This window comes from Klebsiella sp. K-3, assembly GCF_051207495.1.
GTDB lineage: Bacteria > Pseudomonadota > Gammaproteobacteria > Enterobacterales > Enterobacteriaceae > Klebsiella > Klebsiella aerogenes.
This window is the reverse complement of the sequence record NZ_JBPNXF010000001.1, coordinates 245548-265978: the sequence shown is the minus strand read 5'-3', so window position 1 is coordinate 265978 and position 20431 is coordinate 245548. Positions and strand designations below refer to the sequence as shown.

At 55.4% G+C, this 20431-nt stretch carries 20 protein-coding genes; 8 read left to right on the top strand and 12 right to left on the bottom strand.

All coding sequences use genetic code 11. The features are described 5' to 3' along the window. A complete protein-coding gene (locus ACSEMK_RS01270) occupies positions 1-792 on the top strand; it encodes a MoaF C-terminal domain-containing protein (RefSeq protein ID WP_316424382.1) in 792 nt (263 codons plus the stop codon). A gap of 114 nt (positions 793-906) precedes the next feature. Here ACSEMK_RS01270 and ACSEMK_RS01265 read toward each other — a convergent pair whose 3' ends face one another. From ACSEMK_RS01265 to ACSEMK_RS01255, 3 genes are all read right to left on the bottom strand, one after another. Then, on the bottom strand, positions 907-1860 hold the full coding sequence (locus ACSEMK_RS01265) for an aldo/keto reductase (protein WP_430914414.1): 954 nt from the start codon (positions 1858-1860) through the stop codon (positions 907-909). A gap of 129 nt (positions 1861-1989) precedes the next feature. Beyond that, positions 1990-2766, bottom strand: coding sequence for a lysine/arginine/ornithine ABC transporter substrate-binding protein (locus tag ACSEMK_RS01260; protein WP_032714022.1), 777 nt, complete (start codon positions 2764-2766; stop codon positions 1990-1992). A gap of 19 nt (positions 2767-2785) precedes the next feature. Then, positions 2786-3964 (bottom strand): M20 aminoacylase family protein, encoded by a 1179-nt coding sequence (locus ACSEMK_RS01255; protein ID WP_430914415.1) that lies wholly within the window; start codon positions 3962-3964, stop codon positions 2786-2788. Between the two features lie 236 nt (positions 3965-4200). Between ACSEMK_RS01255 and ACSEMK_RS01250 the strand changes: the two genes are divergently transcribed. Further along, entirely contained in the window at positions 4201-4791 is a 591-nt protein-coding gene (locus ACSEMK_RS01250) for a YSC84-related protein (protein ID WP_316424380.1), read from the top strand. A gap of 89 nt (positions 4792-4880) precedes the next feature. Here the strand turns inward: ACSEMK_RS01250 and ACSEMK_RS01245 are convergent, their stop codons facing one another. From ACSEMK_RS01245 to ACSEMK_RS01215, 7 genes are all read right to left on the bottom strand, one after another. Then, positions 4881-5345: an RcnB family protein gene (locus tag ACSEMK_RS01245; protein WP_430914416.1), complete on the bottom strand. Its 465-nt coding sequence runs from the start codon at positions 5343-5345 to the stop codon at positions 4881-4883. A 174-nt stretch (positions 5346-5519) separates the two neighbouring features. Continuing rightward, complete coding sequence (locus ACSEMK_RS01240; RefSeq protein ID WP_015367842.1) at positions 5520-5945, bottom strand: hypothetical protein; 426 nt, start codon at positions 5943-5945, stop codon at positions 5520-5522. A gap of 115 nt (positions 5946-6060) precedes the next feature. Beyond that, positions 6061-7203: an HlyD family secretion protein gene (locus ACSEMK_RS01235; RefSeq protein WP_015704659.1), complete on the bottom strand. Its 1143-nt coding sequence runs from the start codon at positions 7201-7203 to the stop codon at positions 6061-6063. Beyond that, entirely contained in the window at positions 7203-7538 is a 336-nt protein-coding gene (locus tag ACSEMK_RS01230) for a DUF3302 domain-containing protein (RefSeq protein ID WP_020079414.1), read from the bottom strand. Before ACSEMK_RS01230 ends, ACSEMK_RS01235 begins: the two co-directional genes overlap by 1 nt. A gap of 93 nt (positions 7539-7631) precedes the next feature. Further along, on the bottom strand, positions 7632-8273 hold the full coding sequence (locus tag ACSEMK_RS01225) for a helix-turn-helix domain-containing protein (RefSeq protein WP_430914478.1): 642 nt from the start codon (positions 8271-8273) through the stop codon (positions 7632-7634). A 118-nt stretch (positions 8274-8391) separates the two neighbouring features. After that, a complete protein-coding gene (locus ACSEMK_RS01220) occupies positions 8392-9330 on the bottom strand; it encodes a LysR substrate-binding domain-containing protein (protein ID WP_430914417.1) in 939 nt (312 codons plus the stop codon). Between the two features lie 110 nt (positions 9331-9440). After that, positions 9441-9926, bottom strand: coding sequence for a DUF1097 domain-containing protein (locus ACSEMK_RS01215; RefSeq protein ID WP_271032031.1), 486 nt, complete (start codon positions 9924-9926; stop codon positions 9441-9443). A 259-nt stretch (positions 9927-10185) separates the two neighbouring features. On the opposite strand from ACSEMK_RS01215, the gene ACSEMK_RS01210 reads away from it, so the two are divergent. From ACSEMK_RS01210 to ACSEMK_RS01185, 6 genes are all read left to right on the top strand, one after another. Beyond that, entirely contained in the window at positions 10186-10791 is a 606-nt protein-coding gene (locus ACSEMK_RS01210; RefSeq protein ID WP_087860315.1) for an ankyrin repeat domain-containing protein, read from the top strand. Positions 10792-10830: 39 nt separating this feature from the next. Beyond that, on the top strand, positions 10831-11694 hold the full coding sequence (locus tag ACSEMK_RS01205; protein ID WP_087860316.1) for a DUF2877 domain-containing protein: 864 nt from the start codon (positions 10831-10833) through the stop codon (positions 11692-11694). Then, on the top strand, positions 11684-13231 hold the full coding sequence (gene fdrA / locus ACSEMK_RS01200) for an acyl-CoA synthetase FdrA (RefSeq protein WP_430914418.1): 1548 nt from the start codon (positions 11684-11686) through the stop codon (positions 13229-13231). The genes ACSEMK_RS01205 and fdrA overlap by 11 nt, the downstream gene beginning before the upstream one ends. Further along, entirely contained in the window at positions 13231-14649 is a 1419-nt protein-coding gene (locus ACSEMK_RS01195) for a DUF1116 domain-containing protein (RefSeq protein WP_015367853.1), read from the top strand. The genes fdrA and ACSEMK_RS01195 overlap by 1 nt, the downstream gene beginning before the upstream one ends. A gap of 127 nt (positions 14650-14776) precedes the next feature. Then, positions 14777-15727, top strand: a complete 951-nt coding sequence (locus ACSEMK_RS01190; RefSeq protein ID WP_430914419.1) for a carbamate kinase family protein — start codon at positions 14777-14779, stop codon at positions 15725-15727. A 17-nt stretch (positions 15728-15744) separates the two neighbouring features. Continuing rightward, a complete protein-coding gene (locus ACSEMK_RS01185; protein ID WP_411325824.1) occupies positions 15745-17133 on the top strand; it encodes an amidohydrolase family protein in 1389 nt (462 codons plus the stop codon). Between the two features lie 58 nt (positions 17134-17191). On the opposite strand, the gene lysS is transcribed toward ACSEMK_RS01185, so the two are convergent. Further along, positions 17192-18709, bottom strand: a complete 1518-nt coding sequence (gene lysS / locus ACSEMK_RS01180; protein ID WP_015704650.1) for a lysine--tRNA ligase — start codon at positions 18707-18709, stop codon at positions 17192-17194. Positions 18710-18913: 204 nt separating this feature from the next. Then, a complete protein-coding gene (gene dtpD, locus ACSEMK_RS01175; RefSeq protein WP_435336286.1) occupies positions 18914-20386 on the bottom strand; it encodes a dipeptide permease DtpD in 1473 nt (490 codons plus the stop codon). Positions 20387-20431: the final 45 nt, after the last annotated feature.

Here is a 20431-nt window from a genome sequence, read left to right as displayed (position 1 = left end):
ATGACTTCAGAAGCCGTATTTATCCAGGTCGGCGCGCTGGCCGATGGTTTCGCCCCGCACGGCAACCTGCTGGCCACCGCCAGCCTTCCCACAGGCGAACGCTTTACCTTTTATGCCGCCGGGAGCGAGCCGCAGCAGTTGATTATCGAAGATGAACAAACGCTTAGCTGGAACGGCAAACGCGCGCCCTGGCGGGCAACCGCCCTGCGCCCCGATATCCTGTTTATCGATTTTCTTGACCCGGAGCGCGATAACGCCAGTATCAGCGCGGTATGCAACCTGACGCAGCGCAACGCCACGCTGGTATACGGCCAGCTACCTGACGAAGCCGCCGCGCGGCTGGACGCCTTCAGCCGGGTAGAGCAAGGGTTGCCGCTGACCGCCGTCGAGGCGCGATTTGTCTTCGCCCGCCTGGATGCCCAGCCGGGACCGCTGCCTGACTTTACCACCGCGCTGGTCGGCATGCGCAATCAGTACACCTATAGCCCGACCGAGCGTTATGAACACATCTATCTCAACGATAATTTTTACGCCTGGCAGTGTCTCGATGGCGTGGAAAAGGGGCTGGCGGATGTCGATCGCTGCCATTACGTGCAGGTGGCTGAGGATCTCTATTTGTTCGTCTGGCGGGAAAAAATCATTCCTACGCTGGGGGTGATCCTTATCGATCTTCAGCAGATGCGAACCGATGGCAAGATCATGGGCTATCAGGGCAGTGATTTTGGCGCCTTGAGCAATTTCCCGGTCGGCGCGAGCGCGAAGATCCTCAACGTCACCCGCCATCAGGAATAATATTGCGTGGCCGCAAAATCCCCGGTGGCGCTACCGCTTACCGGGGCTACGGCACTGTGCGATTTGGTAGCCCGGACAAGGCGCAACGCGCCGCCTCCGGGGAGAGCGACTGACTCAGGCGCTGGCGCTGTCGAGCCGCGCCAGTTGTTCGCTGCCGAGGTTCAGCGCCGCCGCGCGGGCGAAGCTTTGCACCTGCGCCAGGCTGGTGGCGCTGGCAATCGGTGCGGTAACGCCTTCCCGGCTCATCAGCCACGCTAACGCCACTTCTGCAGGCTTCGCGCGCTGTTCTTCCGCCACCGCGACCAGCGTGTCAATAATCCGCATTCCGCGTGGATTGAGATATTTAGCGATGCCGCTGCCGCGCTGGCTTTGCGCTAAATCGGACGACTGGCGATACTTGCCGCTCAGGAAGCCGGAAGCCAGGCTGTAGTAGGTCACCACGCCTATATCGCGGCTGACGCAGAGATCGCGAAGCGCCCCTTCAAAGGCGGAGCGGTGATAGAGGTTATATTCCGGCTGCAACACCTGCCAGGCCGGAAGGCCGCCTTTACGCGCCACTTCCAGCGCCGATGACAGCTGTCCGGCGTCGAGGTTTGAAGCGCCAATCGCCCGCACCTTGCCGGCCTGCTGCAGCGCCTGGAAAGCTTCTAACGTTTCATCGATTGGCGTTTCAGGATCCGGCCAGTGGGCAAAATAGAGGTCGACGTAATCCGTATTCAGGCGGCGCAACGAGTCATCAATCGCCTGCTGGATCCAGGCTTTTTTCAACCCTTTATGGCCGGGTAGCCCCATATCAGATCCGACTTTGGTGAAGATTTTGACTTTATCGCGTATGCCGGGGCGCGCCTGTAGCCAGCGGCCAATAATGGTTTCGGATTCACCGCCCCGATTGCCTTCCGCCCAGCGGGAGTACACATCCGCCGTATCGATAGCATCAAAACCGTGGTCAACAAAAGCATCAAGAATGGCAAAACTGGTTTTCTCATCGATGGTCCAGCCAAAGACGTTGCCGCCAAAGACTAATGGGGCGATGGAAAATCCGCTTTTGCCCAATGGACGTGTCATCATGCCGATACTCCTTAGCTTATATTCTGTTTCCCTCAGATAACCGCAGGGGGTCTGAAGAGGATGTCGAGTGGATAATCAGAAAAGGAATCTTGCGGCGGGCAGTCCATGCCCGCAGGGTACACTCTGACATTATGTCCCGGAATAAACGTCAAAGCTAAAATATTTCCCGGCCAGTTTTTTGTAGGTGCCGTCGGCAAGCATTTTCGCAATCGCGCCATTTATCTCTTCGCGCAGCGCATCGTCGCCTTGACGCAGGCCAATCGCCGCCCCGGCGCCAAACAGTTTATTATCCTGCAGTTGTCCGCCAACAAAGGCGAAATCCTTGCCCTGCGGCTGCTGCAGGAAGCTATAATCGGCCATCATGCCGGAGAGCACCGCGCCATCGAGACGACCTGATTCAAGGTCGCGAACGACGCTATCGGCCCCCTGATAGGCGACAATGTTAATCCCCTGCGGCCGCCAGTACTGGTTAACGTAAGTTTCCTGCGCCGACCCCTGCTCGACGCCGATAGTTTTCCCCTTCAACTGCTCTGGCGTATTGCCTTTGAGGGTATTTTTGCGCGCCACCAGAAACACCGACCCGTTGTACAGCTTATCGCTAAAGGCAATCTGCTCTTTACGTTTTTCGGTCATATACATCCCTGAGAGGATCGCGTCGAATTTACGCGCCTTCAGCGCCGGGATGATGCCGTCGAAGTTGCTTTCCACCCACACGCACTTCGCCTGCAGCTGCTGACAAATCGCGTTGCCTAAATCGATATCAAATCCCGCCAGCTTGCCCTGCGGATCTTTCCATTCAAACGGCGCGAAGGTCGGGTCAACGCCAAAACGGATCTCTTTCGCCCCGGCGGCCAGCGCCGACGTCGACGCCATTAATGCCAAACATAACAGCAGTGATTTTTTCATTCGAGATTTTCTCCAGGGATTAACGGCAGTGCGCTTGCACTAAACGCGCGAACAGCGTCGCGCCGGTGCTGATAATGTCATCGTTAAAGTCATAACCGGGGTTATGCACCATGCAGCTGCCCTTCTCGCCTTTTTCACCGTTGCCGAGCAGGAAGTAGCAGCCCGGACGTTCGCGCAGCATAAAAGCGAAATCTTCGCTGGCGTTCATTGGCGATACCGACTCCAGCACCCCTTCGCGGCCAAAGACTTCCAGCGCCAGCGCCTGGGCGAAATCGGTCTCTTCGTTACTGTTGGTTAATACCGGGTAAGAGTCGTAAATCTCGACTTCGCTGCTGGCGCCATAGCTTTTGGCGGTAAACTCGGTCAGCTCTTGAATACGCTTAATCAGCAGATCGCGAATTTCCGGTTTCATCGCCCGCACGCTGAGCTCCATCACCACGCTCTCCGGAATCACGTTCGAGGCGATGCCGGCCTGGAAAGTCCCCACGCTGACGACCGCCGTTTCCCCCGGCGGCACGTTGCGCGCGACGATGCTCTGCAGCGCCATCACCAGCGCCGCGCCGGCCACGATAGGGTCGACGGTGCGTTCCGGGTGTGCGCCGTGGCCGCCGTAGCCGGTAATCGTGATTTTGACCGTGTCCGCCGAGGCCATAAAGTTGCCGGCATAGAAGCCCAGCTTGCCAACCGGTAGCCCCGGCATATTGTGCAGACCGAAGATGCGTTCGCAGGGGAACTGCTCAAACAGGCCATCTTTAATCATCAGATCCGCGCCGCCGATGGCTTCTTCCGCGGGCTGGAAAATCAGATGCACCGTGCCGTTAAACTGGCAGGCCGGCGAGGCGATATATTTCGCCGCCGCGAGCAAAATCGTGGTATGTCCATCATGGCCGCAGGCGTGCATTTTTCCAGGTACCGTGCTGGCCCAGGGTAAATCGGTGGTTTCATAAATCGGTAATGCGTCCATGTCGGCACGCAGGCCAATAGTGCGCGGCGAATCGCCTTTACTCAGGCTGCCGACGACGCCGGTTTTACCGAGCCCGCGGGTCACCTGATAGCCCCATTCTGTCAGCTTACCGGCAACCAGCTCGCTGGTATTAAACTCTTCCAGACTTAATTCCGGATTGGCATGTAAATAATGACGGATAGAAATCATTTCATCTTCCGTGGCTTTAATTTCTGGAATTACACAATCAGACATGCCGTTCTCCGGGAATAGATTAAGAACTTAACAAGTTATCCTGGCTCAAAGTTTATGCAAGTAGCATTTCTAATTGCTGGAACGTCATCCATCATATTTTTAATACAGAAAAATCGCAGAACAATAACCATTAAAACTGGCAAAATTTAAATATAAACGTTTATTTTATGGGTTCCCTGCCAACACTTACTCTACCATCCCCGCTTTAGTTCAGTTTTAAATAAAAATAAACAGCCATGAAATATCATTTACTTTTACTTGCCTGCGCGCTGACGCTGACAGGCTGCAGCGCTGAGGGCGACACCGCCAGCCAGCAACGCGCCAGTATTCAAAAGATGCGTACCAACACGCTCAGTAAACTCTATAGCCTGTACCCGGAAGCACGTAGCGATATCCAGCATTCAAAGGGCTACGCGGTCTTCGCCAGCAACAGTAGTAAGATATTAGTCTTTGGCTTCGGCAGCGGTTACGGCGTCGTTAAAAATAGCGCCACCGGCAAAGATACCTATATGAAAATGGCCCAGGGCGGCGCCGGTGTGGGTATGGGCGTGAAACAGCTGCGCACCGTACTGGTATTCCACGATAAAGACGCCTTGAATACTTTCATTACTAAAGGCTATATGGTCGGCGCGGATGCCAACGCGGCAGCGAAATATGACGACAACGGCATCGCCCCGATAGGCGCGTCGGCCAACGGCGTGGCGAAAGATACCGCCTCGCTGCCGTCAAAAGTCAACGTTTATGAAATCACCGAGAAAGGTTTGGCGGCTCAGGCAATGGTCAACGGTTATAAATACTGGCCGGATGACGAGCTGAATAAAAGGTAGGGCTTTGCGGTCCGTACAAGTTAGCATCAATAAGCCGGGTCAGACGCTAGCCTGACCCGGCGCGAATGCCATGCCACTGATATCATTATTTAATGACCAAGGGCGCCGCTTACCAGTATTGAGGTAATGATTCCTGTCGCCGCGGCGATCAGCACGTAATTGCCATCGATATAAGACCAGTGATGGCCCTCCGGCGGGCGCGGCAGGCCACGCTCGTTCCAGTTACTGATGCGATATTCATCACCGCGATAACGCTCCGGCGCCGGATGGCCTTTACGGAAATCGTTCCCCCTCCAGGCGAAATGATCCTGCTCATGGCGTTCCTGGCGACGATCGTCATGACCGCTACGCTCCGGGCCGCGGTGGTCATTGTTGTCCTGATGGTTATCGCCATGACCGCCCGGCTGGTGGCGTCCGTTTTGGTCGCCCTGTTTCGGGCCATTCTGCCATACCTGCTGTTGCCCCGGACGATGGTCATCATTTGGGCCATCGGCAAAAGCCTGAGCGCTCAGCACGCAGGATAAAATAACCGCCAGAGAAATAATCTTCTTCATAGTACACCTCCTGATATATTTCTTTTTTACCCTGCAAATGTGGAGAAATAGTGATTAGCAAGCTATCCAGGACTATTCCTGGCTAAATCAGGAAGGCAGCAAACAATAAATTCAGCGAGCGCCAGACGTAAAAAAGGCCGCTTGCGCGGCCATTTTATTCTCAGTGAGTCCGTTTTACTCAGAGACTTTATTCTTTAACTCTTCAGCGCCTTGCTTGGTTTTATCCCAGCCTTTCTCGCTGACTTCTTTGGTTTTATCCCAACCTTTGCTGGCGCCTTCTTTAGTGGCGTTCCAGCCTTTCTCAGTGCCTTCTTTGGTCTTATCCCAGCCCTTCTCGGCGCCTTCTTTGGTTTTATTCCAGGTTTTCTGCGTGCCTTCGCTTATCTGGCTGCCGACGCTATCGCTTTTCCCTTCAGCAGCATGTTTGGACTTGAGCTTCATCTCTTCGCCCTGATTCTGCGCCTGGTGCAGTTTTTCTTTTGCCGTGTTGGCATTTTCGTGGGCTGCGGCCACGGTATCATCGGTTGCATGTGTAGTGGTTGCCGCGAATACCGGAGAAGCGACCAGAATAGCGGATAGTGCAATCATTGCTTTTTTCATATTTTTCCTCTCTTAACGCGTGCTTTATGTTACGAGTCACATTCAGCATGGCATAAGCTTCTGCGCTTGGCATTAGGAAAAGTTCTTAAAACTGCCTGACCGCTATTCCGTCGTTTTAGTGATCGAGATAGAGATAGCTTTCCCAGCTTTTCATACGGATGAGGATCTTTCTTATCAGCGACAGGTGCTCAAAATGTTCCGAATAGACGGCGGCTTCGACATCCGCGCCCTGCGGCAGCTGATAATTTGCCAGACGATCGTCGGTCACTTTTAATACCACCAGCGCTCGGCCGCGCGCCGCCAGATCGTTGGCCGTCAGCAACGTTCCCTGCCCCTGAAACTGGCTTTCGCCAATCGCCGGCAGCACTTCCGCGACCTGCGCTTTAAATACGGTTCCCGGAATAGAGGGGAACAGTAATTCAGCCTGTTCACCTTTTTGCAAACGCTGCAGCGCGTTCTGACGGAATGCGGCGACGTATTCACGTGAATTCGCATTATCCGTTGGCACAAACGTCATTACCGGCTTCAGCCCCAACGCGGTGGACATGGTCCCAGGACGCAGGCCGACGGTACTGACATAGCCGTCAGACGGCGCGCGTACCACCGTGTTATCGAGCTTAAATTGCGCCTCACGCAACTGCGCCAGCAGCGAAGCGACTTTGGTGTTCTCGCCGTGCACCACCGAATTGAGATCGTTACGCGCCTGTGCGACCTTAGCCCGGGCGGCGTCAACCGCCGCCTGCGAGGCTTTCCAGTTCTGGCGACGGGTATCGACCATCTGATCGGAAAAGGCCCCTTTATCATGACCTGCCTGGAAGCGGGCGTATTCACGCTGGGCCCGGTCGCGCTCGGCGACCGCTTTGCTTAAATCAGCCTGCGCGCTGGTTAACCCCGCATCCAGCGACAACGCATCCTGGCTGGCCGCTTTCACCTGAGCGGTCAGGTCGTCGACTTTCGCCTGGAACGGGGTTGGGTCGATGGTGAACAAGATGTCGCCTTCATGCAGCATCTGATTTGGTTTCACCGGCACGCTGGTGACTCGACCGCGGGTTTGCGAAACAATGGGCACCGTGCGATAAACCTGCTTCCCGACTTCGCTATAGGGGAAGTTATAATTCATACCGAGGATTAACATGCCAATCAGTATCACGCCACCTAATACCGCAGTGGGAACCGTCCATTTATTTAATGGAATACGGAATACTTTAAATATCACGATACACAAGGCGGCATAACACAGCAGTAATAACGTTTCCATTATTTACCCTCCTGATTGACGGCGCTATTTTTCAGACGGTTTAATTCCGCCTGCATCGCATCCAGACGCTGATGTAAATCGTGCTGGTCGGTCTTTAACTGCTGCATTCCCCAGCCGCGGTCTTCTCGCCACAGCGTGGCCCAGATCCACAGCAGCGGCCACAGCACGTGCAGGGTGAACAAGCTCACCCAGCCAGCGTAATGAATCGCATCCTGGTGCGGATGATTTCTTTTTTTGGCTATTTCATAAGGAATATCGTGGATCACGATAATTCCATAAAATAAAATCAGCACCACCGCAATCAGGATGGCTAAAGCAATATAATCCAGGGTCATAAAATAACTCCAGAATGTGTGACGTATTTCACATTCACTTTATACAGGCGTCAGCAAGCCGGGCATAACCGCCCTGACAACTGACCATATTAATCAGAATTTATCCGGTATTTTTCGGTCGATAGAAATGAGTTGACCTTTTTTCACCGTGATATAACCGCCTTCTTTTAACGCCGCTAAAACCTGATAAACATAGCTGCGCGAAAGATTGGTCCGTTTAATAATAAAAGCGGACAGGCTTTCACGTTTTCCATAATCGATCTCGTTACGGTACAGATAACGCGATAACATCGATTTTATGGTCTGAAAACCGGACAGGTTGCCGCGCTCGTTGTGCGCATCGAGAGCAAAAATGCCCATGTAGGCCAGAATGGTCGTCAGTTCTTTCATATACTCCGGCGAAGAGTAAAAGAAGATACGCTCGAAATCCTCCACGCTGATTCTGGCAAAACGACAGCGGTCGAGGCATTGATATAGCAGCTCTACCGCCGGGCAGTAATACTCAAGCAGGCCCAGCGGCATATGCTCAATCACAATACCCAACAGGTTGTCAGGGTCGTTGACTGCGAGGGTGATTTGCCCGGACAGCAGAAAGTAAATGAACCCATCCTGCGGCTGAAAACGCTCGCCGGCGGCGCACTCGACGTTTTCGCTACAGGCGATGACGTGCGGGAGATGCGCATTTAACTGCAGCTTCTGGTAGCACGCATGAATACGACCAAAACTGCTATTCAACTTCCCCGTATCCATTGCCGTACATTCCCGTATCACCGACGTCATCAAATATATATAAGGCAAAGCGAGGGGAAAAGTCCACAGCTGGAGTTTTGGCGTAAAGATATGTGTGGCAAGACTATTTCGCCTCTCCACGATGCAATAAATCAGCATATACAGCCGTTAAAATCCCGCCGGGGCGAAATTGCTTTTTTATCCACTGCGTCACCTGGCCGGTGGCGGCATGCTGCGTCGCCAGCAGCATGCCGGAATCCTGACGCGGATTGTGGATCTGACGGTTCACCAACAGTTTCTCAGCTATCGCTTCGTTCACCATATAGTCAGGTAAAAAACCGATCCCCTCACCGAGGATCTGACACTGGCATTTAGTATTGAAGTCAGGGACCAGGATCGCCTCCTGACCATGCAGCAGCCAACCGACCTTTTTATTGATCGTGCTGGCGGTGTCCTCAACCATGATATTGGGATAGAGGCGTAACTGGCTTTCCGAAATAGGTTCGGGCATAAACGCCAGCGGATGATCCGGGGCAATGGCAAACACCCAGCGGATCGCGCCGATCTCGGTGTAATCAATACCTCCGCCGTCGAGCAGCGTGTCCGGCGCACCGATGGCAATATTCGCCTGGTTATTGATGATCGAATCCCAAACGCCGTTGTACACCTCGGTGGTGACGGTTATCTGGCAGGTGGGAAACTGTTTTTTCAGCACCTGCAGCAGGCGGGCGGTATGACGCGGCGTGTATAGCAGTTGATTAATGCAGATGCGCACCCGCGCTTCAATACCCTGCGAGATAGTATCTATGCTGCGCTTTATCGCATGGAAATCATTAAGCAGATCGGTAGCCTTGCGAAACAGATAGTAGCCGGATTCCGTCAGTTCAATGCTGCGGGTGTTGCGGGTAAACAGCACTACGTCCAGCCCGGCTTCCATCCGTTTGATGGTATAGCTGATGGCTGAGGTGGTTAACCCCAGCTCGTCGGCCGCCTTGCTGAAGCTGCCAAAACGCGCCGCGGTGGTGAATGCCAGCAGATTTTCTTCAGTAAAAATCGAGTTCATGCGCCCTTCCCGCCTCCGCTAAACCATACCTGAGCTGAATGTATTGGTTACCGGGACGCGGGGCAATCATTTTTGAACAATACTTAATACCCGTCGCGACTTCAGGCACGCTACTTACTGGTCGCCTCGCTGAGTTTGCGCCCGCTATATTCTGAAATAAAGCCGACACAATTTCCCGCCAGAAATCCCAACAGAGTCACCGTCCAGTTCAAACCGGTGGCGAAAAAGAGCGTCATGCCGAGGAAACCGCCGGGAATAAACGAGGTTAGCGTAAAGCGCCCCTGCCAGACGATGACTGCCGAAAACGGCACCGTGGTAATGACGCTTGCCCAGAATCCCGACATACCGCTGGCTGAGGCGAGAGCGCCAGCGGCCAGCGCCGCCAGCCACGCCCACACCGCTCCGGAATAGTTAACGCACAGGCTTTTGACAAAGCCGGATTGGCCTCCCCCTGCCGCATAGAAACTACAGAAGGCCACGAAGCCGATGGTTCCCAATAATTCCCAACCATGCTGCAGCCCAACGTGCGAGGAAATCAGCTGCCAAACGCCTGCGCAAATACCGACGGTGATCCCCGTAGCGGTGAGTCCGTTCATCTCTTTCCCCTCTGAAAAATAGATCGATGACGTTGCTTTCTGACGGTAACTATATCGAAAGAAGACCCGATTGCGTTAAGGGGTATAGGTGTAAAGAAGTAAACATTGCTCTGCCGCACAGTCTGCATCAATTATTGAAATTTATTCAATAATCCCCCGGATTATGGCGAATAAAATTTAAGCGGGTTCTTTTATCTATTTCTGGTTGCTATGCTCAAGCCATCAAGAAAGTCTCAGCCGCAACAACAGGAGCAAGATGATGGCCACGGAAAATATTATTGCTGACTATCTTTTGGCTGCAGAGCAGGGAAATATCGCGAAACTAAAAGCCTGCCTGGCAAGTGGCGTCGATATTAATGCCAGTAATCGCCAGGGGCGAACCGCTATTACCCTCGCCAGCCTGAATAAACATTATGCTTGTGTCTCTGTTCTTATTGCCGCTGGCGCCGATATTAATAAGCAGGACCAGACCTGTTTTAACCCGTTTTTAATCAGCTGTCTGAATAACGACGTCGAACTACTGCGCTTAATTTTACCGGCAAAACCCGACCTCGAACGATTAACGCGTTTCGGCGGTGTAGGCCTGACCCCGGCCTGTGAAAAAGGCCATCTTGAGATCGTGAAAATATTGCTGACGGAAACCAATATTAACGTTAACCACACCAATTTCGTTGGCTGGACACCGCTACTGGAAGCGATTGTCTTAAACGACGGCGGTGCGACGCAGCAGGAGATCGTAAAACTGCTGCTGGAGCACGGCGCCAACCCGCATATGACCGATAAGTATGGTAAATCTCCGCTGGAGCTGGCATGGGATAAGGGATTCAGTGAAATCGCCCACCTGCTGGTCGCCGCCGGAGCCTGAGGAAGGAGAATCGCCATTAACACCTCCTCCTGGCGGTGTGTGCAAGCGCTAACTGCGGATAAGAGCTTTCTCGCGCAGCGCGGCGGCGGACGGGTTGGAGAGGTTTTTGCCCATGCGGTGAACCTGCTAACCCCGGGCAAACCAGGTCTTGTGACGCTGCTGTGTGAAACCTCTGACAATGCGCCTAATAGCTGTAGGTTAGCACTCACCCACTTTGACAACCTGCTCCGGCCAGGGGAAAGCGTCCGGTTTACCGATTCAGGGATTTACGTTGGCGATAATACATGGATAGACATCTACCGTTGTGAGCACTGGCAAACGCCGCGGGCGGTATTAAACGCGGCAACATTTAACCAGATAGCCTGGCGACGATGGCATGACATTATCGTTACGCAGTTACATGAGGATGACACGTTATTTCTCTATCGCGGCGACAATCCCTTTTATCACGCGATGAGTCATGAACTCCAGCAGCGACGGGAAACCTTATTTAAAGCACTTGGCGAAAATAAAAATATCGGCGCCGCCGTGGCGCACATGATCGGATTAGGCATTGGCCTGACGCCATCGGCGGATGATTATTTGCTAGGCCTGAGCGTTATTTTATTCATAAAGGGACACCCGGCTAATCAATACCGGGGAGCATTTATAACCGCGCTGCAGAGCGCCCAACAAAATACTACGCCGCTCAGCGCGATTACGCTGGAGGCAGCGATAAACCAACGTTATCGCGAAAGTATCGCCGTGTTGATTAATCTGATGGTTAATCAACCGACAACCTTTTCTATTAAGGCTATTGCCGATATTAAAAATATTGGCTCAAGTTCCGGCAGCGACATGCTATTGGGCATGGCGGATGCCTGCGCGCTGAGCCAAACGTATGGAGGGAATAATGTCAGTTAAAATAGTGGTGAAGAAGAATACCTATTTTGATTCCGTCTCATTAATGTCGATTTCCACCCGCGCTAATAAGCTCGATGGCGTAGAGCAGGCATTTGTGGCGATGGCGACGGAAATGAACAAAGGGGTGCTGAATAACCTGGGACTGCTGACGCCGGAGCTTGAAGCAGCGAAAAACGGCGACCTGATGATTGTTATCAAGGGCAAAGACGGCGCCGATAGTGAACAGATACTCGGTGAAATAGAAGCGCTGTTCAGCAAAAAGGCCGACAGCGGCCAGCACGAAGCGCGCTACGCCACCCTCGCCAGCGCCAAAAAACATCTTCCGCAAAGTAACCTCGCGATTATCTCGGTCAACGGTCTGTTTGCCGCTCGCGAAGCGCGCCAGGCGCTGCAAAACGATCTTAACGTGATGCTGTTTTCCGATAACGTCTCTATTGACGACGAACTGGCGCTGAAACAGCTGGCCCACGAAAAAGGGTTATTGATGATGGGGCCAGACTGCGGCACCGCCATTATTAACGGCGCGGCGCTGTGCTTCGGTAACGCGGTTCGCCGCGGCAACATCGGTATTATCGGCGCCTCTGGTACCGGTAGCCAGGAGCTGAGCGTCCGTATCCACGATTTCGGCGGCGGGATCTCGCAGCTAATCGGTACCGGCGGTCGCGATCTGAGTGAGAAAATCGGCGGCCTGATGATGCTCGACGCCATTCAGATGCTGGAAGCCGATCCGCAAACGGAAATCATCGTCCTTGTTTCTAAACCACCGGCTCCAGCGGTGGCGAAAAAAGTGCTCGAACGCGCTCGCGCCTGCCGTAAACCGGTAGTGGCGTGCTTCCTTGGCCGCGCCGAGCCTCCCGCCGATGAGCAAGGTCTGCAGTTCGCCCGCGGCACTAAAGACGCGGCGCTGAAGGCTGTCCTGCTGAGCGGTATTAAGCAGGAAAATCTCGATGTACATCCGCTGAACCAGGCGCTGATTGCTGACGTTCGCGCGCAGCTCACGCCACAGCAAAAGTACATTCGCGGCCTGTTCTGCGGCGGTACCCTGTGCGATGAAACCATGTTCGCGGTACTGGAAAAACACGCGGATGTTTATAGCAACATTCAGCCGGATCCGGCTTATCGCCTGAGCGATATCAATCGCAGCATCAAACACACCTTCCTCGATTTCGGCGATGACGACTTCACCAACGGTAAGCCGCACCCGATGATCGACCCAACCAACCGTATCAGTCGCCTGCTGCAAGAAGCGCGCGATCCCGAAGTGGCGGTCATCGTCATGGACTTCGTGCTGGGCTTCGGAGCGCATGAAGATCCGGTGGGTTCGACGATCGCGGCGATCAAAGAGGCCAAAGCCATTGCCGCCGCCGATGGCCGCCCATTAGCGATTCTCGCTTACGTGTTAGGCACCGACATCGATACGCCGTCGCTGGAGCAACAGCGCCAGATGCTGCTTGACGCTGGCGTCATTCTGGCCAGCAGCAGTACCAATACCGGTTTGCTGGCGCGTGAATTTATCTGCAAAGGGGAGCAAGCCTGATGAGCCAGTCGCTATTTAACCAGCCGTTGAACGTGATTAACGTCGGTATCGCCATGTTCAGCGACGATTTGAAAAAGCAGCACACCGCCGTCACCCAGCTCGACTGGACGCCGCCGGGCCAGGGCAATATGCAGGTGGTCGAGGCGCTGGATCGCATCGCCGACTCGCCGCTGGCGGATAAAATCGCCGCCGCCAACCAGCAGGCGCTGGAGCGCATTATTCAGTCGCACCCGGTACTCATCGGCTTTGATCAAGCCATTAACGTCGTGCCGGGCATGACGCCAAAAACCATTCTACATGCCGGCCCGCCGGTGGAATGGCAAAACATGTGCGGCGCCATGAAAGGCGCGGTCACCGGCGCGCTGGTCTTTGAAGGGCTGGCGAAAGATCTGGATGAAGCGGCCGAGCTTGCCGCCTCCGGTGAAATTACCTTCTCACCCTGTCACGAACACGACTGCGTGGGTTCGATGGCGGGCGTGACGTCGGCGTCGATGTTCATGCACATCGTCGAGAACAAAACCTACGGCAATATCGCTTATACCAACATGAGCGAGCAGATGGCGAAGATCCTGCGCATGGGGGCTAACGATAAGAGCGTGATCGATCGTCTGAACTGGATGCGCGACGTGCAGGGCCCCATGCTGCGCGACGCCATGAAGATCATCGGCGAAATCGATCTGCGCTTAATGCTGGCGCAGGCGCTACACATGGGCGATGAGTGCCATAACCGCAACAACGCCGGCACCACCCTGCTGATTCAGGCGCTCACGCCGGGGATTATTCAGGCCGGTTATCCGGTAGAGCAGCAGCGCGAAGTGTTCGAATTTGTCGCCAGCAGCGATTACTTCTCCGGGCCGACGTGGATGGCGATGTGCAAAGCGGCGATGGACGCGGCCCACGGTATTGAATACAGCACCGTGGTGACCACCATGGCGCGTAACGGCGTCGAGTTCGGACTGCGGGTCAGCGGCCTGCCGGGACAATGGTTTACCGGCCCGGCGCAGCAGGTGATAGGCCCGATGTTTGCCGGTTTTAAACCGGAGGACTCCGGCCTTGATATCGGCGACAGCGCGATTACCGAAACCTATGGCATCGGCGGTTTCGCCATGGCGACGGCGCCGGCTATCGTCGCGCTGGTCGGCGGAACGGTAGAAGAAGCGGTCGATTTCTCGCGCCAGATGCGTGAAATCACCCTTGGCGAAAACCCGAACGTCACCATTCCGCTGCTCGGCTTTATGGGGATCCCGACCGCGATCGACATCACCCGCGTCGGCAGCAGCGGTATTTTACCGGTGATCAACACCGCTATCGCCCATAAAGACGCCGGGATCGGCATGATCGGCGCCGGGATCGTCCACCCGCCGTTCGCCTGTTTCGAAAAAGCGATCCTCAGCTGGTGCGATCGTTACGACGTTTAACGTTGTAGCCCGGGCGAGGCGTTTGCGCCGACCCCGGGAAATCCCCGGCAGTCCTACGCCTGGCCGGGCGACTACCACGACCACACAATAACAATAACTACATCACCTTCTGTAGCGGAAGTCAGATATGAAAGAACTCATCGTCGTTGCCATTGGCGGCAACAGCATTATCAAAGATAACGCCAGCCAGTCGATCGGGCATCAGGCCGAGGCGGTCAAAGCGGTGGCCAGCACGGTGCTGGAGATGCTGGCTTCGGACTATAACGTGGTGCTAACCCACGGTAACGGCCCGCAGGTTGGGCTGGATTTACGCCGCTCGGAGATAGCCCATGAACGAGAAGGTCTGCCGCTGACGCCGCTGGCTAACTGCGTCGCCGATACCCAGGGCGGCATCGGCTACCTGATCCAGCAGGCGTTGAATAACCGCCTTGCCCAGCGCGGCGAGCAAAAGGCGGTTACCGTCGTCACCCAGGTTGAAGTGGATAAAAACGATCCCGGCTTTGCCTATCCGACCAAGCCTATCGGCGCGTTCTTTAGCGAAAGCCAGCGCGATGAACTACAACAGGCGCATCCTGAGTGGCGCTTTGTGGAAGATTCGGGCCGCGGCTATCGCCGGGTGGTCGCCTCGCCGGAGCCGAAACGCATTGTCGAAGCGGAAGCTATTAAAGCGCTGACCCGGCAAGGCTTTGTGGTGATCGGCGCCGGCGGCGGCGGGATCCCGGTGGTACGCAGCCCGCAGGGCGACTACCAGAGCGTGGATGCGGTGATCGATAAAGATCTCTCAACCGCCCTGCTGGCCCGCGAAATTGATGCTGATATTCTGGTGATCACCACCGGTGTGGAGAAAGTGTGCGTGAATTTCGGCAAACCTAATCAGCAGGCGCTGGGTTGCGTTGGCATCAGCGAGATGAGCCGCTATATGCAGGAAGGGCATTTCCCGGCAGGCAGTATGCTGCCAAAAATCGTCGCCAGCCTCACGTTCCTGCAACACGGCGGCAAACGGGTGATCATCACCACGCCGGAATGTCTGCCAGCCGCGCTACGTGGCGAAACGGGAACCCATATTGTGCATGACTGACACAAAAGGAAGAAAGAATGAATAAAGACAATAGCCGTCGCGAATTTCTTACCCAAAGCGGCAAGATGGTCACCGCCGCCGCGCTGCTGGCAGCGGGCGCGCCGGCGGCGTATGCCGCGGGAAGCCAATCGTCCGCGGCCACCTGCGATAATAAAGGCGCGGTCAACGTCGCCGATAAACACTACTACCTTGATAACGTGCTGCTGGAAAGCGGCTTCGAATATGAAAACGGCGTGGTGGTTCACACCCGGACCGAGCTGCAAACGCTGGAAATAAAAGACGGCAAAATCGTCGCCCTGCGCAGCAATCTGAGCCACCCGGACGCCACGCTGCCGCGCTACGATGCGGGCGGCAAACTGATGCTGCCCGCCATGCGCGACATGCATATCCATCTGGACAAAACGTTTTACGGCGGCCCGTGGCGCTCGCTTAACCGCCCGGCGGGCACCACCATTCAGGATATGATCAAGCTTGAGCAGAAACTGCTGCCGGAACTCCAGCCTTATACGCAGGCGCACGCCGAGAAGCTTATCGACCTGATCCAGTCCAAAGGCTCCACTATCGCCCGCAGCCACTGCAACATTGAACCGGTGTCCGGGCTGAAGAACCTTGAGAATCTGCAGGAAGTGCTGGCGCGGCGTAAGCCAGGCTTCGATTGCGAAATCGTCGCTTTTCCGCAGCACGGGCTGCTGCTGTCGAAATCGGAATCACTGGTTCGCGAAGCGATGCAGGCCGGCGCCCATTATGTCGGCGGTCTCGATCCGACTAATGTCGATGGCGCGATGGAGAAATCGCTCGATACCATGTTCCAGATAGCGCTGGATTACGACAAAGGGGTGGATATTCACCTGCATGAAACCAGCCCGGCGGGCGTGGCGGCGGTGAACTATATGGTGGAAACCGTGGAGAAGACCCCGGCGCTGAAAGGCAAGCTGACCATCAGCCACGCTTTTGCGCTGGCGACGCTCAACGAGCAGCAGGTCGATGCCATCGCGACCCGCATGGCGGCGCAGCAAATCACCATCGCCTCCACCGTGCCGATCGGCACTCTGCACATGCCGCTCAAGCAACTGCGCGAAAAAGGCGTCTTCGTGATGACCGGTACCGATAGCGTGATTGACCACTGGTCGCCGTACGGACTGGGCGACATGCTTGAGAAAGCCAATCTCTACGCCCAGCTGTATATCCGCCCCAATGAGCAGACCCTGTCGCGCGCGCTGGCCATCGCCACCGGCGACGTGCTGCCGCTGAATGACAAAGGCGAGCGCGTATGGCCAAAAGCACAGGACGACGCCAGCTTTGTGCTGGTCGATGCCTCCTGCTCCGCCGAAGCCGTAGCGCGAATTTCGCCGCGTACCGCCACCTTCCATAACGGTAAGATGGTCTGGGGCAGCGTCGGAGCCTGATGCCAGCGTCATGTAAAAAACCCCGGCAAGCCGGGGTTTTGTCATTTACCAAACACGATTACTTCTGCGGACGCATGGCCGGGAACAGGATAACGTCGCGGATGGTGTGGCTGTTGGTGAACAGCATCACCATGCGGTCGATACCGATACCCAGGCCGGCGGTCGGCGGCAGGCCGTACTCCAGCGCGGTGACGTAGTCTTCGTCATAGAACATCGCTTCGTCATCGCCCGCCGCTTTGGCGTTGACCTGATCCTGGAAACGCTGCGCCTGATCTTCCGCATCGTTCAACTCGCTGAAACCGTTACCGATTTCGCGGCCGCCGATGAAGAACTCGAAGCGGTCGGTGATTTCCGGGTTCACGTCGTTACGGCGGGCCAGCGGAGAAACTTCCGCCGGATATTCGGTGATGAAGGTCGGCTGGATCAGATGCGCTTCCGCCACTTCATCAAAGATCTCCGTGACGATACGTCCCAGACCCCAGCTTTTCTCTACCTGAATACCGATAGATTCCGCCAGCGCTTTCGCCGCGTCGAAATTATCCAGATCCGCCATGTTGGTTTCCGGACGGTGTTTCTTGATGGCTTCACGCATGGTCAGTTTTTCGAACGGCTTGCCGAAGTCAAACACCTGGTCGCCATACGGCACTTCGGTTTTGCCCAGCACCGTCTGCGCCAGAGTGCGGAACAGCGACTCGGTCAGTTCGATCAGGTCTTTGTAATCCGCATACGCCATATACAGTTCCATCATGGTGAACTCTGGGTTATGACGTACGGAGATCCCTTCGTTACGGAAGTTACGGTTGATTTCGAAGACGCGTTCGAAGCCGCCAACCACCAGACGTTTCAGATACAGTTCCGGCGCGATACGCAGGTACATATCCAGATCCAGCGCGTTGTGATGGGTGATGAACGGACGGGCGGAAGCGCCGCCGGGGATCACCTGCATCATCGGGGTTTCGACTTCCATAAAGCCGCGGGCAACCATGAACTGACGCATGGTGGCGAGGATCTGCGAACGGATACGGAACGTATGACGCGACTCTTCGTTGGCGATCAGATCCAGATAACGCTGGCGATAGCGGACTTCCTGATCCTGCAGACCGTGGAATTTATCCGGCAGCGGGCGCAGGGCTTTGGTCAGCAGACGCAGCTCGGTGCAGTGAATGGAGAGTTCGCCGGTTTGCGTTTTGAACAGCTTGCCGCGGGCGGCGATGATATCGCCGAGATCCCATTTTTTAAACTGTTCGTTGTAGACGCCTTCCGGCAGGTCATCGCGCGCGACGTACAGCTGAATGCGGCCGCCGACGTCCTGAAGGGTAACGAAAGAGGCTTTACCCATGATGCGGCGGGTCATCATACGGCCAGCAACAGAGACTTCAACGTTCAGGGAAGCGAGTTCATCGTTATCCTTCGCATCGAATTCAGCGTGCAATTGGTCAGAGGTATGATCGCGACGGAAATCGTTCGGGAAAGCGACGCCCTGCTCACGCAGCGCAGCCAATTTTTCGCGACGAGTTTTCAGTTCATTATTAAGGTCAATTGCCTCATCGGCACCTTGTGCTTGTTGTTCAGACATGTTGGTTCCTCATAACCCTGCTTTCAAACTAGCTTCGATAAATTGAACCAGGTCACCATTCAGCGCGGCCTGTCTCTGGTAACACACCAGAGAACAATCTTAACGACTCTGGATTCACTACAAGCTGATCTCACTCAGCTATGGCTTCACTAACGGTATTTTTTATCGTTGGCTTCCGCGCCTGCCAGAATATCCACCTCCTGCTCACTTGGCTGTTGAGTTAATGTCCCCGGTCGCGCTGCGCTGGCCGGTGCTGCAAATCGCGGCAAAGGCGACAATGACAATCACCGCTACGCAGCCGATAGTCCATTCACCCATCTGCGAGAAGAAATGCTGATAGGCGGCAATCGCCGTGTCGCTGATTTGCGATTCGGTGGTTTGCTGCGCCACCACCCCGGCCAGCCAGTTGGCGACCGCGCCGGTGGCCAACATATAAATGCCGGTTAATACGCCGGTGACGCCGGGCATATTCAGACGGGTTATCTGCGCCATCGCCACCGGGTCAATAAACAGTTCGGCAAAGCCCATCATTGCCAGCCCGGCGACCATCATGCCCATCGAGGCCTGACCATCAGCCGCGCCGTGGCGGGCATTCAGCGCCAGCAGCATAAATCCACCGCCCATCAGCAGCAGGCCGAAAGCAAATTTCAGCCACACTTTTAACACCGAGCGGGTTCGCCCTTCCGGGCGGATAAGCCACGCCAGGATCACGCCGGCGGCCATCACCGCCACCGCGTTAACCGACTGGAACAGCGCGGTCGGTACTTCAATATTGAACAGCCGGCGATCAACAAAGTGGTCGATAAACAGGCTAATCGAGCTTCCGCCCTGCTGCGCCAGCACCCAGAACAGCGTTCCGGTCAACATCAGCAGAACGATTTGCCACAGCGCGCGGCGGTGCTGCGGCGATTTGAACATGATCCGCGCCACCATTTGCGCGGCGAACAGGCAGACAATCGCCAGCAGATAACCGGACCAGTTGTTTTCTAACAGCAAGGTGAAGAACACCGGCGCCAGGCACAGCATCACCACCAGCCAGCCCCAGGTCGGCAACACGAATTTCACCGCGCGCAGCGCCTGTTTGTCGACGCCACGGGTGTCGCGGAAGTAGCGGCTGCCGCTTAAGAAAATCATCAGGCCGATAAACATGCCGATCCCCGCCAGCGCAAAGCCGATATGCCAGCCGTACCACTGCGCCGCCAGCCCGCAAGCAATGGGGGCGGCTATCGAACCGACGTTACCGGCGGCATACAGCAGCGAGAAACCGCCATCGCGACGATGGTCGTCAGCGGCGTACAGTTCGCCGAGCAGGCAGCTGATATTGGATTTGAACAGACCATAGCCGCAGATAATGATCGCCAGCGCCAGATAGAGGCTCCAGGTGGAATCAGATTCGACGCCCAGCACCACGTGGCCGAGGGTCATCAACAACGCCCCGGCAATCACCGCCGTGCGGTTGCCGAGCAGGCGGTCGGCAAGCCAGCCGCCGAAAATGGGGGTTACGTAAACTAAAGATGCGTAGGCGCTGAACAGACTGATGGCGTGGCTATCGTCAAAGCCAAGTTGATGGGTGAGATAAAGGATGAGTAAGGCGCGCATGCCGTAAAAGCTGAAGTACTCCCAGATCTGGATCGCTACGATGTAGTAAATCGCGCGCGGCTGTGAGGGTGTTTTCATAGGTTCTCCTTGCAGCGTGAAAAAAGGGAAGTGGCAAGCCACTTC